Source organism: uncultured Allobosea sp., assembly GCF_945956895.1.
Lineage (GTDB): Bacteria > Pseudomonadota > Alphaproteobacteria > Rhizobiales > Beijerinckiaceae > Allobosea.
The window spans coordinates 1-13,044 of the sequence record NZ_CAMFJF010000075.1 but is presented as its reverse complement, the minus strand read 5'-3'; the positions used below and the strand labels follow the sequence as shown (position 1 = coordinate 13,044).

13 protein-coding genes and 1 pseudogene are annotated in these 13,044 nt (G+C 65.1%); 6 read left to right on the top strand and 8 right to left on the bottom strand.

Features of this window, described 5'->3' with window-relative positions; all coding sequences use genetic code 11:
- Nucleotides 1-113: 113 nt before the first annotated feature.
- Both Q0Q02_RS20985 and Q0Q02_RS20980 read right to left on the bottom strand, forming a co-directional pair.
- Nucleotides 114-476, bottom strand: coding sequence for a GntR family transcriptional regulator (locus tag Q0Q02_RS20985; protein WP_293812420.1), 363 nt, complete (start codon nucleotides 474-476; stop codon nucleotides 114-116).
- Between the two features lie 100 nt (nucleotides 477-576).
- Nucleotides 577-1,260 carry a TetR/AcrR family transcriptional regulator gene (locus tag Q0Q02_RS20980; protein ID WP_293812418.1) on the bottom strand — a complete coding sequence of 228 codons (684 nt, stop codon included), beginning with the start codon at nucleotides 1,258-1,260 and terminating at the stop codon, nucleotides 577-579.
- A 205-nt stretch (nucleotides 1,261-1,465) separates the two neighbouring features.
- On the opposite strand from Q0Q02_RS20980, the gene Q0Q02_RS20975 reads away from it, so the two are divergent.
- The 6 genes and pseudogenes from Q0Q02_RS20975 to Q0Q02_RS20950 all read left to right on the top strand — a co-directional run.
- On the top strand, nucleotides 1,466-2,452 hold the full coding sequence (locus Q0Q02_RS20975; RefSeq protein WP_293812416.1) for an ABC transporter substrate-binding protein: 987 nt from the start codon (nucleotides 1,466-1,468) through the stop codon (nucleotides 2,450-2,452).
- A 34-nt stretch (nucleotides 2,453-2,486) separates the two neighbouring features.
- Nucleotides 2,487-3,599 (top strand): ABC transporter ATP-binding protein, encoded by a 1,113-nt coding sequence (locus Q0Q02_RS20970; RefSeq protein ID WP_293812414.1) that lies wholly within the window; start codon nucleotides 2,487-2,489, stop codon nucleotides 3,597-3,599.
- Nucleotides 3,596-5,308, top strand: a complete 1,713-nt coding sequence (locus tag Q0Q02_RS20965; RefSeq protein ID WP_293812412.1) for an ABC transporter permease subunit — start codon at nucleotides 3,596-3,598, stop codon at nucleotides 5,306-5,308. The genes Q0Q02_RS20970 and Q0Q02_RS20965 overlap by 4 nt, the downstream gene beginning before the upstream one ends.
- A gap of 13 nt (nucleotides 5,309-5,321) precedes the next feature.
- On the top strand, nucleotides 5,322-6,131 hold the full coding sequence (locus tag Q0Q02_RS20960) for an enoyl-CoA hydratase/isomerase family protein (protein WP_293812410.1): 810 nt from the start codon (nucleotides 5,322-5,324) through the stop codon (nucleotides 6,129-6,131).
- Between the two features lie 2 nt (nucleotides 6,132-6,133).
- Nucleotides 6,134-7,789 carry a class I adenylate-forming enzyme family protein gene (locus Q0Q02_RS20955; RefSeq protein ID WP_293812408.1) on the top strand — a complete coding sequence of 552 codons (1,656 nt, stop codon included), beginning with the start codon at nucleotides 6,134-6,136 and terminating at the stop codon, nucleotides 7,787-7,789.
- 282 nt (nucleotides 7,790-8,071) lie between these two features.
- Nucleotides 8,072-8,248, top strand: a pseudogene (locus tag Q0Q02_RS20950) (transposase); the annotation flags it as partial.
- A 383-nt stretch (nucleotides 8,249-8,631) separates the two neighbouring features.
- On the opposite strand, the gene Q0Q02_RS20945 reads toward Q0Q02_RS20950, so the two are convergent.
- From Q0Q02_RS20945 to soxC, 6 genes are all read right to left on the bottom strand, one after another.
- On the bottom strand, nucleotides 8,632-9,018 hold the full coding sequence (locus Q0Q02_RS20945) for a cytochrome c family protein (RefSeq protein ID WP_293812406.1): 387 nt from the start codon (nucleotides 9,016-9,018) through the stop codon (nucleotides 8,632-8,634).
- Between the two features lie 43 nt (nucleotides 9,019-9,061).
- Nucleotides 9,062-10,333 carry an NAD(P)/FAD-dependent oxidoreductase gene (locus Q0Q02_RS20940; RefSeq protein WP_293812404.1) on the bottom strand — a complete coding sequence of 424 codons (1,272 nt, stop codon included), beginning with the start codon at nucleotides 10,331-10,333 and terminating at the stop codon, nucleotides 9,062-9,064.
- A gap of 7 nt (nucleotides 10,334-10,340) precedes the next feature.
- A complete protein-coding gene (locus tag Q0Q02_RS20935; RefSeq protein ID WP_293812403.1) occupies nucleotides 10,341-10,865 on the bottom strand; it encodes a DsrE family protein in 525 nt (174 codons plus the stop codon).
- 34 nt (nucleotides 10,866-10,899) lie between these two features.
- Complete coding sequence (locus tag Q0Q02_RS20930) at nucleotides 10,900-11,196, bottom strand: c-type cytochrome (protein WP_293812401.1); 297 nt, start codon at nucleotides 11,194-11,196, stop codon at nucleotides 10,900-10,902.
- A 29-nt stretch (nucleotides 11,197-11,225) separates the two neighbouring features.
- Complete coding sequence (locus Q0Q02_RS20925) at nucleotides 11,226-11,972, bottom strand: c-type cytochrome (protein WP_293812399.1); 747 nt, start codon at nucleotides 11,970-11,972, stop codon at nucleotides 11,226-11,228.
- A partial coding sequence (gene soxC / locus Q0Q02_RS20920) for a sulfite dehydrogenase (protein ID WP_293812397.1) occupies nucleotides 11,956-13,044 on the bottom strand: 1,089 nt, incomplete at its 5' end. The genes Q0Q02_RS20925 and soxC, both read right to left, overlap by 17 nt.

Below are 13,044 nucleotides of genomic sequence, written 5' to 3'. Positions count from 1 at the left end.
CCGCCGCAATCGACAGCTTCTACAATCCCGTCCAGCGCCATTCCGCGCTCAACTTCATCAGCCCGCTTCAGTTCGAGAGGCAGGCCGCGTAAACTCGAAAACGCTCTCCAAAATCACGGAGAATGTCCACGGCCGAGAAGCTCGAAGCCATAGGCTTTGCCCGCGCTCTCGATCTTGGCGCGGATATCGATGATGCCGATGACCGCGTGGTTGTCCGTCCGCTCGCTGACGAAGGTTCCGTGGCGGCGGCGCACGATCACCTTCACGTTTGCGAGGTTATTCAGAACCTTGTTCAAAGGTGCCCGGGACACGCCCAAGAGCACGGTGAGCTCTTCCTCCGGCGGAATTCGAAAGCCGGGCGGCCATGCGCCGCTCTGGATCTTGCCCCTGATGGCCCGTTCGATCTGCTGATGCGGCGGGCCGACCCCATCCAGCGCAAGATCCAGCGGCGACTGCTTTTTTCCGTTTTCGATCATGAAGGGAACATAGGCCAGGGTAACAGTCGGCGGAAGGCGCCCTTCGTCAGGGCGCGTCCCTGCGGTCGTGGACTGTACTGCGAGTATCGCCAAGCGACAGTCAGTCCTCGACGTACAGCGCCTTGTACCAAATCAGCGACAGTTCCTGCACAAGCGCCTCGCGATCCGACGCGGCGTGCAGGAGGTCCGGATTCCTGATCACGAACAGCTCTCGTAGCACGTCGTCGATCATGCACTCCAGCGCCACCACCCTCAGCCTGAGTGCGACCGGATCCAGGGCCTTGCGACGATGCCTGACGACATGGCTCATCACGCGCTCCGCCCAACGCCTATTGACCTTCTGCCGCTCGGCGATCAGCTCGGGCAAGGTCTCGCGAAGCTCACGCACGCGCTCCATGAAGACAGCATTCTTCTCGAAATAGCCGACATAATAGCGGTTCGTACGGAGGATTGCTTCGAACGGGTCGCTCGCGCCCGAGCGGCCGGTCGGCATGGTCAGCGTCAGTTCCTGCAGGGCGAGCAGTACGAGCCGCGCCGCCTCCTCTTTCGAGGCGACATATTGATAGAGCGCGCCGCGCGAAACCTCCGCGATCTCGGCTATCCGATCCATCGAAAGCTGCGCGAAGGCGGTCTGCTCGAGCGCGACAGCGCTCGCCCAGAGCACGCGCCGGCGCGTCCGCTCGCCCTTGCGCAGACCGGGCTCGGCGGCCGCAGCGGAAAGAAGGTCAATCAGGCGCGGCGCGACCCCGAATGTGTCGCCGGATCGCCCAGCCCCGTCCTGCAATCTCCTGTCCTCTCCGTCTGTCCCAGAATCCCGCCGCCTTAGCACGAAACACGGCTTGCCAAAAACTAACGCAAATGTCAGTTATAAAAACTGACATGAATGTCATAAAATAAGAACGTAGGGGACAGAACTCATGGCCAACGACCGCAGACCCGACCGCAGGACGCTCATCGCTGGAGCCAGCGCAGCCATCTCGACGCTGGCAATGCCCAGTATCGTCCGATCGCAGGCGCGGCGGATCGTGGTGCGCGATCTCGGCATCGGGACCTCATTCAACGATGCCTATGGCAGAGAATTCACGAAGCAGACCGGCATCGAAGTGCTCGCCATCACCGGCGCCAACGATCCGCTCGGCCAGATCAAGCAGATGGTCGACAGCAGGACCTATACCTGGGACATGTCGATCGTCACGCGGCAGATCGCGAACCAGCTGGCGAGTGACGGCGCCGGCTATCTTGAGCCGCTGAAGATTGAGGATTCGCCCGGCTGGCAGGCGTTGCCGGAGGCGTTCCGCTCGCCGGTCTATGCCGGCAACGACGTCGTCGCGACGGTACTCGGCTATCGCACCGACCGCGTGAAGACGCCGCCGCGGAACTGGGTCGACTTTCTCGATGTCGCGAAGTTCCCCGGCCGACGCGCGATGCGCCGCTCGCCCGTCGACACCGTAGAGCAGGCGCTGCTCGCAGACGGCGTCGATCCCGGCAAACTCTATCCACTCGATTTCGACCGCGCCTTCAAGCGGCTCGACGGCGTCAAGAAGGACGTCGCAGCCTGGTGGACCTCGGGCGCGCAATCGACACAGCTGCTGCAATCGGGCGAAGTCGATTTCTGCCCGAGCTGGAACGGCCGCATCCAGGCCGCTATCAACGCCGGCGAGCCGATCGCGATCATGTGGAATCAGGCGCTCTGGCAGTCCGAGGGCTGGGTCATCCTGAAGGGCGGCCCGAAAGCCGATCTCTGCCGCGAGTTCATCAAGTTCGCACTCGCGCCGGAGCGCCAGGCGATCTTTTCCAAGGCTACAGGCTACGGGCCAACTATTCAGGCTGCGCTGGAAAAGATCGAGCCAGCAGTCGCCAGGACCCTTCCGACCTTTGATGCCAACCGGACCGGCGCCATCACAGTGGATGTGGACTTCTGGACCAGCTCCCGGGATGCGGCGACCGACCGCTTCACCAAATGGGTCGTCGGCTGACGCGAGACAGCACAACTCGTCTTCAGATCACCCGGTGGCGGCGTCCGCACGACGCCTCCATCGCGCTAACGCAGGCGATAGATCATTGACTACCTTCAAGCTCGACATCCGTGACGTCACCAAACGCTATGGTGAGGCTGTCGCCCTACTCCCGACCAATCTACAGGTCGCCCAAGGCGAGTTCCTCACGCTGCTCGGCCCTTCCGGCTCGGGCAAGACGACCTTGCTGATGATGATCGCCGGCCTGACCGAGACATCGGGCGGGCAGATCCTTCTGGACGGACGGGACATCACCCAGACGCCCGCCTATCGCCGCGACATCGGGGTCGTGTTTCAGAACTATTCGCTGTTCCCGCATCTGAGCGTGTTCGAGAACGTCGCGTTTCCGCTGCGGATGCGCAAATGCGCCGAGGGACAGGTCAAGGCCGCGGTCCAGCGTTCGCTCGACATGGTACGGCTCGGCCATCTCGCGCAGCGTCTGCCGCGCGAGCTTTCCGGAGGCCAGCAGCAACGCGTCGCCTTTGCGCGCGCCATCGTCTTCGATCCTCAGCTCGTGCTGATGGACGAGCCGCTTGGCGCTCTCGACAAGAAATTGCGCGACGAGCTCAAGCTTGAGATCCGGAAGCTCCACGGCGAGCTCAAGAAGACAATCGTCTATGTCACGCACGACCAGGACGAGGCGATGCTGCTGTCCGACCGGGTCTGCCTGATGAACGAGGCCCGTGTCGAGCAAATCGCGCCGCCCGTCGCGCTGTACGAACGGCCGCGCACCCGCTTCGCCGCCGGCTTCGTCGGCGAAAGCAACCTGATCCAAGGCACAGTTCGAGGCGGTGCCATCGCGGTCGGCCAGGGCATGCTGTCGACCGCACATGCCGACCTGCTGCCCGTGGAGGGACGGCCGGTGACTGTGCTGGTACGACCTGAGAGGCTGCGCATCGTCGCGGTGCCGGACGCAGCGGCCCTGCGCGGCAGGGTGGTCGACGTGATCGACCTCGGGGCGGTGCGCCGCCTGACCATCGCCGGCGAGCATGGCGACACGCTCACGATGACCATGCTCGGCGGCGACCAACCGGTCAGCCCGGGGGCTACGATCGCGCTCGCGGTCGCCGCCAACGATGTTGTCCCGCTCGCGGAGGACGCGTCGTGAAGACTGCCTCCAGCCGCTTCCTGCTGTTTGCGCCGGCTGCCCTGCTGCTCGGCCTGTTCTTCGCGGCACCGATCGCGAATTTTCTCACGCAGGGCTTTGTCGATGGCACAGGCAGTCTCACCCTCGAGCATGCCCAGCGGATATGGGAGGCGGGCACCTACACGCAGGTTATGCTCGCTTCCGTGAAGATCTCGCTCTGGGTGACGCTGCTCAGCGTGATCGTCGGCTATCCGGCGGCCTATGTGCTGGCCAATGCCGATCCGAAACGCAAATCGACCTGGGCGCTGCTCATCCTCCTGCCATTCTGGTCCAGTTTCCTCGTGCGGACCTTCGCCTGGATCGTGATCCTCGGCCGGCAAGGCCCGTTGAACGCCGGCCTTGTCGCATCCGGTGTCTCCGAGCGGCCGCTCGACCTGCTCTATGGCTGGGCCGCCGTGGTCATCGGCATGACCAACGTCCTTGTACCATTCGCCATCCTGACCATGGTCGGCGTTATGGAGCGGATTGATCGCGGGCTGATGGTCGCAGCAGGCACACTCGGCGCGCGGCCGGTCCAGGCCTTCTTCCGCATCTACCTGTCTCTCTCCATGCCGGGGGTGACCGCCGCGGCGCTGCTGGTCTTCATCACCGCACTCGGCTTCTTCATGGCCCCTGCCCTCCTCGGCAGCGCCCGCGAGACGATGATCACGCAGCTTGTCATCCAGCAGGTGACGGAGCTGGTGAACTGGCCGTTCGCCGCGATCCTCTGTCTCCTCCTGCTCGGCACCGCGCTCGTGCTCTTCGTCGTGTTTGACAAGATGGTCGGCCTGTCGACCTTGTCCGGCCAGGCGGACAGGCATTCGGCCGGAGCGAGCGCAGCGAGCCGCCGCATTGTCGGCGCACTCGGCGACATGCTGGCAGGGCTCGCCGAGATCCTGCGCCTATCGCCGCCGACGCCGGGGCGCGGCGCGTGGAGCACGCATTGGCTCGCCGTGCTGGTCATCCTCTTCCTGATCGTGCCGCTCGTGCTTCTTGTCCCGATCTCGTTCTCGGGTCGCGAGTTCCTGTCATGGCCGCCGAGCGACGTCGGGCTGCGCTGGTACGAGGAAATCCTCTCCTCACCGGCTTGGCTCGACGCGGCCTGGCGCTCCTTCGCGGTCGCGTTCCTGACCACGCTGCTTTGCCTCGCCGTAGCGGTTCCGGCCGCCTTCGCGTTCCAGCGGCTGAAGGGCGCCGGCGCCAGCGCGGCCTTCGCTGCGATGATCGCGCCGCTGCTCGTGCCGCGCATGGTGATCGCGGTGGCGCTGTTCTACGTTTATGCCCGGCTCGGACTCGTCGGCACCGTGGCGGGATTGGTGATCGGCCATGCCGTGATCGCCCTGCCCTATGTCTTCATCGCCATCATCGCCGTGCTGAAGACCTATGACCGACGGCTCGATCTCGCTGCCGCCTCGCTCGGCGCCTCCGCCTTCGCTACCGCGCGGCATGTCACCCTGCCGCTGATCGCGGGGGGCATCGCCTCAGCCGCCCTCTTCGCCTTCGTGATCTCGTTGGACGAGCTCAACGTCGCCCTGTTCGCGTCGGGCGGGATGCAATCGACACTGCCGAAGCTGATGTGGGACGAGGCGACGCTGCGCTTCTCACCGCTTCTCGCCGCCGTCTCGACCCTCGTGCTTCTTGCGATGAGCGCGGTGGTTCTCCTCGCCGCGCGCCTGCGCTCGGCCTCCTGAAAGCCTGGCCTTTATGACTGTCCTCTATTCAAAATCAGGTCCCGTCGCGACCTTCGTCATCGATAACGGCAAGGTGAACGTTTTCACCCCGCAGATGCATCACGAGTTCCACCAGGCGCTGGTCGACTTCAACCGCGACCCCGACATCCGTGTCGGCATCCTCGCCGGCTCGCCGGGGAAAAGCTTCTGCGCGGGCGACGATATCCGCACGCCGCTGCCAGCCCTGACGCCACAGGAGGCGCTGGAGGCCCATCTGTCGCCGCACTGCCACGAGGATCGCATCGGGTTGACGCGTCCGGGCTGGGAACAAGACGTGATGCGGATGCGCCGGACCAAGCCGATCATCGGCGCCGTCGACCATTACTGCCTAGGACAGGGACTGATCTATCTGCTGCTGCTGACAGAGCTAAGGGTCGCGACCGACCGCGCCCAGTTCGGTTTCCCCGAGATCGCCTACGGAATGGGCGGCGCTGGCGCGATGACACGCCTCGGACATGTCGTCCCGCAGGCGGTGGCGATGGAGATGCTGCTGCTCGGTGAGCGCATCGATGCGATGAAGGCGCTGTCGGTCCATCTCGTCAATCGCGTGGTGGCGCCGGAGCAGCTCATGGCCGAGGCGCAGGCGATGGCCGAGGCGATCGCAAGCCACCCCTCCGTCGCGGTCCAGGTCGAGCTCGAGAGCTACCGTCGCGCCATGGACATGCCGCGCGAGCAGGCGATGGATTATGCCGGCACGCTCTTCCGCTTCCAGCGCGTCGCCTATGACGGGCCGGGCGCCGGTACGGGCTTCTTCCGCAAGCAACACGACGGAGCCCGGGGCTGACCATGAAGACATCCATCACTACCGCAGCCCTAGCCGCGGAGCGGGCGCGCATTCGCGGACTCGAACAGTCCTTCGTGACGACGACGATCGGCGATTTCTGCCGCGCGCGCGCAACGGAACTCGGTGACCGGCTCTTCATCGACGTCTTTGACCGCGGCGAGACCGCGACCTATGCCCAGGCCGACCGCGCCTCCAACCAAATCGCCAGCGCGCTCGCTAGCCTCGGCATCGGCAAGGGCGACCGCGTCGCGGTCATGCTGCCGAACCGCATCCTCTACCCGCTCCTCTTCCTGGCACTGGCCAAGCTCGGCGCCATCCACGTCCCCGTCAACACGCGCTATACGCCCCGCGAGGTCGCCTATGTCGCGGGCGATTCCGGCGCGACGGCGTTCGTCATCGACCCGACGCATCTGGACACGCTTGCGGCGGTGGAGGAGCACGACCGTGTGCCGCCGGCCGGCAGGATCCTTGTGCCGGACGGCATGCAGCGCCCCGGCATGGTCGATTTCGACGCGCTTGTCGCGCAGGCGACGGATGGGCCGCCGCCCGAGCCGGGCATCGGGCCCAACGATCTCATGAACATCCAGTACACGTCGGGCACGACCGGCTTCCCGAAGGGCTGCATGCTGAGCCATGATTACTGGCTGGTGCTGGCCCAGGCGGCGGCGGGCTGGGACGGCGAGCGCCCAAACCGGCTGCTGACGGCGCAGCCCTTCTTCTACATGGACCCGCAATGGCACCTGCTGAAGACGATGGTGCTCGGCGGCACGCTGCTCATCGCGCCGCAGCTCTCCTCCTCGCGCTTCATCGGCTGGGTCAAGCAGCATGGCGTCGAATGGTGCCAGTTTCCGATCCTGATGACCCGCCAGCCCGAAGCCGTTGACGACAGCGCAACGGCGCTGAAGCAGGTCGCGACCTTCGGCTGGGACGGCGAGACCTGCCGGGTCTTCCGGAAACGCTTCGGCGTCAGGGCCCGCGAAGGTTTCGGCATGACCGAGATCGGGCTGGGCATCCTGATGCCGCCCACCTTCGAGGCGATGTACGATTCCGGCTCGGTCGGCATCGACGCTCCTTTTCGGGAAACGACCATCCGTGACGAGAGCGGGCTCCCGGTGCGGCCCGGGCAGCGCGGTGAATTGTGGGTCCGCGGCCGAGGCCTGCTCCAGGGCTACTGGAACCGGCCCGACGCCGATGCCGACGTCTTCCGCTCGGCCGAGGATGGCGGCCCGCGCTGGTTCAGGACGGGCGATCTGTTCGAGGGCGACGAGCTAGGCTTTCTTTGGCTCGTCGGCCGGCTCAAGGACATGATCCGGCGGTCGTCGGAGAACATCGCGGCGCGCGAGGTCGAAGCCGTGATCCGCGAGCTTCCCCAGATCGAAGACTGCGCCGCCGTGCCGGTGCCCGACCCGATGCGCGGCGAAGAGGTAAAGATCTATATTCAGCTCAAGCCCGGCGTCTCGCAAAGCGAGCTGCCGCCGCAGGCGATCCGGGACCATGCGAGACACAACCTCGCCGCCTTCAAGGTTCCGCGCTTCTACGCCTATGTCGAGAGCTTCCCGCGCACCGTCTCGAACAAGATCGAGAAGCGCAACCTAGTGGCCGGCGTAAGCGACCTGCGCGCCGACGCCTGGGACGCCGAAGCCGACACGAGGAGATGAAGGGGCCCGGCATGACGCCGGGCTGATTTGAAATCCCTTGCGGGAGAGATCGCTGCGGCCAGAGCATCGGACCGAAACGTGGAATCCACTTTTCGAAGCAATCCGATGCTCGAACGAAGAGATAGATCGTTACCTCGCACCCGGTCGGACGCTCTGCGATCTATCGGCCAGAACGGCACCGACGGAGCAACCGCCCCGGAAACTCCAAGAGCCTGAAAGGGTTGAGCGGCTGGGTCTCTCGTGATTCCAAGGGGTTGTTCAGGCCATCTTGGGAATCGAGCGATGTGGACCCCAGCCACTCGCCGGCAGCATAGTCGCGCGGGGCTTCGATACGAAACGGATTTGACGGATGCGGAATGGCGGCTGGTCGAGCCACTGCTGCCGGCGCCGAAGGCGACGGGGCGGCCGTTGTCCTGGCCTCTGCGCGAGATCGTCAACGCGATTTTCTACGTGATGCGCGACAACTTCGCGATCCTCCATCTCAACATCCTGGGTGCGCGCGAGGTTACGGATTTCAACGGCACAAAGCTTTCTGAAAAGCTGTTTGCGGCCCGCTACGGGATTATCGGGACGCCGGCCATCCAGTTCTTCTCCCCGAACGCCGCGGACCCGAGGCATCGGCTGCCGCGGGACCGGGAAGTCGCGCGCATGGAGGCGCTTCCGGAACCGCAGGAGTTCCTCGCCATCTTTCGGAACAATCTGCTTCCGATAGAAGCCCCCTCGAACGGCTAGGTTTGCCTCACCGACAGCGGCTTTGCCCTCTTGCAGGGAGGAAGCCTGCTCCTGTCGGTCGTGGCGATCTCCGCGGCAGCGATCGATCGCCACAGGCGAATAGCAAGCCGTCACATCTTCTTGCCGTCCTTGCCGAACTGCTTCAGGAACGCCGTCAGGTCGGCGACCTCCTTCTCGTTCTTGATGCCGACGAAAACCATCTTCGTGCCGGGAATCTTCGCCCTCGGATCCTTGATGTATTCGGCGAAGGTCGCTTCATCCCAGGTGATATTGGCCGCCTTGTTGGCCGCGGAGTAGCTGTACCCCTCCACCGCGCCGGTATGGCGCCCGAACAATCCGTTCAGCTCCGGCCCGACACCGTTCTTGGCGGTCTCGCCGACCTGATGGCAGGCCCTGCACTTATTGAAGGAGCGCTCGCCTGCCGAGGCATCCTGAGCATTGGCGGATTGCGAAGCGAGCACCGCAACAAGAGCCGCGGCGGAAACCAACAATTTCATGCGAGATCCTCTGGAGTCGTGATGGAAGTGGCAAGGCGGGCGGTCACGAGAACATGTCGGCCGTGATCGCGGCATACCAGCCGAGGTTCTCAGCCTGGTTCTGCCGGCGCAGATCGACGGCCTCGCCATTCTGCGAGACGAAGGTTTCGACCGCCGCGATGCGGCCGTCGCGCGGCTCGTAGCGACCGCCGACCTTGATCGCGTCATCGGTCTCGATCAGCGACCAGCAAGTGTTGAGATAGCGCGGCGGGAAGCTGCGGGCTCCCGTCAGCTCCGCCCGGATCGTCATCGCAGCGACCTTGGCCTGGCTGTTAGCGGCAAAGGCCGATTTTGGCATGTCACCGGCGATGCAGGCATCGCCCAGGACATGGATATTCGCGTCGACCGTCGATTTCATCGTAGCCGGATCGATGGCGCAGTAACCGCCTTCAGGCGCGAGCCCCGCGCTGCGGGCGATCTCGCCGGCCATCTGGGCCGGCACGACATTGACGAAGGCGCAGTCGCGATAGGTCTCGAAGCCGGTGACGACGGTGCTGGTGGCGGGATCGACCGATTTGATCCCGTCATGCACCTTGGGCCCGAGCCATTCGATCATCGTGCCGAAATATTTCTCCCAGCCCTCCTGGAAGACACCCTGCTTGGAGAAGCTTTCCTTGGGGTCGAGGATCACGATCCGGGCGTCGCCGCGCCCGGTGCTCTTCAGAACATGGGCGAACATCGAGGCGCGCTCGTAAGGCCCCGGCGGGCAGCGATAAGGATTGGGCGGCGCGATCATCACGATCATCCCGCCATTGCGCACGGCATCGAGCTTCCGCTTGATGAGCTGCGTCTGTGGGCCGGGCTTCCAGCCATGCGGCATGGTCTCCTCGGCCGCCTTCGACCAGCCGGGCACGGAATCGTATTTGAGGTCGATGCCGGGCGAGACGACGAGACGGTCGTAAGGCAGGCGCTGCCCATCCGCGAGGACGACCTCGCGCTTGTCGCGGTCGATCCGCATGGCGCGGGCGCGGGCGAGCGCGATGCCGTATCGCCCCGTCAGCGCATCGTAGCGATGCGTGATCTCGTCATAGGACTTGAAGCCGCCGAGATAGAGATTCGAGTGGAAGCAGGTGTGATAGACCTCGTTCTCTTCCACCAGCGTCACCGCCAATGCGCCGTTCGCATCCCTGGCGAGATAGCGCGCCGCCGTAGCCCCGCCGGCACCACCGCCGATCACCACGACGCGCGGCTTCCCCTGGCCGAGGACGGCCGGCGCCGCCAGCGTCGCCGCCGCGGCCAATCCAGAGCGCAGAATCGTTCGTCGATCGAGCCTCATGGCAGCCTCAACCGATCTTCAGATAGGCGAAGCCCTTCGCCTGTAATGCGGCGACCGCCGCGACGCCGGAAGGGACGAAGCTGACGAAGGGAACGTCCCTCGCCTTCGCCTTGTCGATCCGGTTGCGCTGGAAGGTGATCTCGCAGAGATGGACCTTGAGGCCGTTCTTCGCGAGCGCCTCGACCCGCTCGAACGACTTCAGCGCGGCGCTGTCAGCCGCCCAGCTCGTCCCTTCGAGGTCCTTCAGGAAGAACTTCACGCCGGCGCCATGCGCGACGATGGCGAGCTGCAGGGCGAAGGGATCGGCGCCATAAGCCGAATAGTGGTTCGCGATATTGGTCAGCGTCTGGTCGAAGCGGGCCACGTCGCCGAAATCGCAATGGTAGACGCAGGCGATGTCGGCCTCCTTCTTGATATCCGCGAGGCTGAGCTCCTTCGGAGCCGCGGCAGCAGACGTGGCCGCGACCGCGAGGCCGGAAGCGGCGGCCGCGAGCAGGCCACGGCGCGACGATATCACCGCGTTGTCAGTCATCGTTTCCTCCCTGTTGGCCGCCGCATATCGACGGTCAGGGGGCTTTCAGCCCCTCGTAATAGGCGGCCAGAGCCGCGATATCCTCTTCCGAAAGCTGCTTTGCGACATTGCGCATCGCGGTGTTGTCTCGATCGCCGCGCCGATACGCCATCATCAGCGCGGTGAACTGGTCGGCGGGCAAGCCCGCGAGCGCCGGGATGGCGCCGGCCTTCGGCGCACTGCCCACATGGCAGGCCGCGCATTCGGCCGAGAGATATTCCCCGAGCGCCCGGTCGGCCGCCGCATGGGCCGGAGCCGCTGCGAGCCCCGCCGCCACTGCGGCGAAGCTCATCCAGCCCGATCCGGCTTGCGGCCCTGCCATCAATCCACCTTCGGCGCCGTCTTGGAGTCCGGCGTCACGTCGAGCACCGTGGCGCGGCCCGTGATCTTCACCTCGCTCTTGCAGTCCTTCATGCAGGGCTGCTTGCCCCAGAACGCCTTCTCGGTCGTCTCGCGATCATCGTCGTAGAAGGCCGCGGCATTGGGCAGCTTGATCGAGGTGAAATTCTTATCCGAAAGCTCGAAATCCTCGTCCTTCACGATGTCGTTGAGATAGAGGAGATAGGCCGTCAGGGCATAGACCTCGTCCGGCTGCAGCGACTGGGCGTTGCCATAGGGCATGGCGCGGTGGATATAATCGAAGACGGTGGAGAGGTCCGGCCAGAACGAGCCGATCGTCTTCTCCGGCCGGTCGTCCTTCAACGAGCCCTGCCCGCCGGCCAGGACCGGCCAGCGCCCGTTGCCCTGCCCGAACTCGCCATGACAGGCTGCGCATTGCGCCTGGAAGAGTTCGTCGCCCTGCCGAACCGTGCCCTTGCCGGCGGGCAGGCCCTGCCCGTCCGGACGCACGCCGATGGACCAGGCCTTGATCTCCGCGGGCAATGCCTCGCGCCCGAGCCCGAGCTTCGGGACTGCGACCGGCGCGGCGGGGGCAGCCGCCTGCGCGGCATGCGGAGGCTTCGCCGGCGCGTGGTTCTTGTGCGCCGGCTGCGCCAGGAGCGGCCCGACGAGGACGACGGCAAGCCCGGCGGCGCCGGCCAGCAGCGCGATCCTAGGAGATTTCGACATTCTCGGTCTCCCCGTTCGGCTTCACATGCCAGGTCTGGATGCCGTTGTTGTGATAGATCGAATTGGCGCCGCGGATCTTGCGCAGCTCCTCCTTGGTCGGCTGAAGATAGCCGGTGGAGTCCATCGCCCGCGACTGCACCAGCAACTCCCCACCGTTCCAGTCGAAATCGACGTAGAAGCGCGTCAGGGACTTGTCGAGCACCGGCCCGTCGATCCGCGCGCTCTGCCAGTTTTTGCCGCCGTCGAGCGTCACGTCGACGCGCTTGATCGTGCCGCGGCCGGACCAGGCGAGGCCCGAGAGCACATTGCGGCCCTTCTGTTTCAAGGGCGCCTGCGGCGACGGGTTGGTGACGACCGACTTGGCATCCATGAAGAAGGTGAAGCGGCGCGAGCGCCCGTCGGCCAGGAGGTCGGTGTATTTCGAGGTCTCCTCGCGCACCATCCAGGGCATGTCGCCGACCTCGATGCGGCGCAGCCACTTGACCCAGAGATTGCCTTCCCAGCCCGGAACGACCGCGCGCAGCGGATAGCCTTGTTCCGGCCGCAGCGCCTCGCCGTTCATAGCGAAGGCGATCAGCACGTCGTCGAGCGCCTTCTCCAGCGGCAGCGAGCGGTTCATGCCGGAGGAATCGGCGCCCTCCAGCATCAGCCATTTCGCCTTCGGCTTCAGGCCGGCTTCGGCGAGGAGCACCTTCAACGGCACGCCGGTATACATGACGTTATGGACCATGCCGTGCGTGAACTGGCAGCCATTGAGCTGCGAGCCGCGCCATTCCATGCCGGAATTCGCCGCGCATTCCAGGAAGTAGATGCGGTTCTCGCGCGGCATCCGCTTGATGTCTTCCATGGTGAAGACGAGCGGCTTCTCGACGAGGCCGTGGATCATCAGGCGGTGATTGACCGAGTCGATATCGGCGATCCCGCCATGGTGGCGCTCGAAGCACAGGCCGGACGGCGTGATGATCCCGTCGAGATCATGCAATGGCGTGAAGTTCACCGAAGATTCCGGCGAAGCCGTCAGCCAAGGCACGTCGCGCCGGACCACGTTCTTCTCATAGCGCGAAGGCACGCC

Coding starts and splice junctions, on each gene's coding strand:
- Q0Q02_RS20985 (WP_293812420.1), bottom strand. CDS start 476: ATGATCGAAAACGGAAAAAAGCAGTCGCCGCTGGATCTTGCGCTGGAT.
- Q0Q02_RS20930 (WP_293812401.1), bottom strand. CDS start 11,196: ATGAGCTTCGCCGCAGTGGCGGCGGGGCTCGCAGCGGCTCCGGCCCAT.
- Q0Q02_RS20960 (WP_293812410.1), top strand. CDS start 5,322: ATGACTGTCCTCTATTCAAAATCAGGTCCCGTCGCGACCTTCGTCATC.
- Q0Q02_RS20935 (WP_293812403.1), bottom strand. CDS start 10,865: ATGACTGACAACGCGGTGATATCGTCGCGCCGTGGCCTGCTCGCGGCC.
- Q0Q02_RS20955 (WP_293812408.1), top strand. CDS start 6,134: ATGAAGACATCCATCACTACCGCAGCCCTAGCCGCGGAGCGGGCGCGC.
- Q0Q02_RS20945 (WP_293812406.1), bottom strand. CDS start 9,018: ATGAAATTGTTGGTTTCCGCCGCGGCTCTTGTTGCGGTGCTCGCTTCG.
- Q0Q02_RS20940 (WP_293812404.1), bottom strand. CDS start 10,333: ATGAGGCTCGATCGACGAACGATTCTGCGCTCTGGATTGGCCGCGGCG.
- Q0Q02_RS20975 (WP_293812416.1), top strand. CDS start 1,466: ATGCCCAGTATCGTCCGATCGCAGGCGCGGCGGATCGTGGTGCGCGAT.
- Q0Q02_RS20925 (WP_293812399.1), bottom strand. CDS start 11,972: ATGTCGAAATCTCCTAGGATCGCGCTGCTGGCCGGCGCCGCCGGGCTT.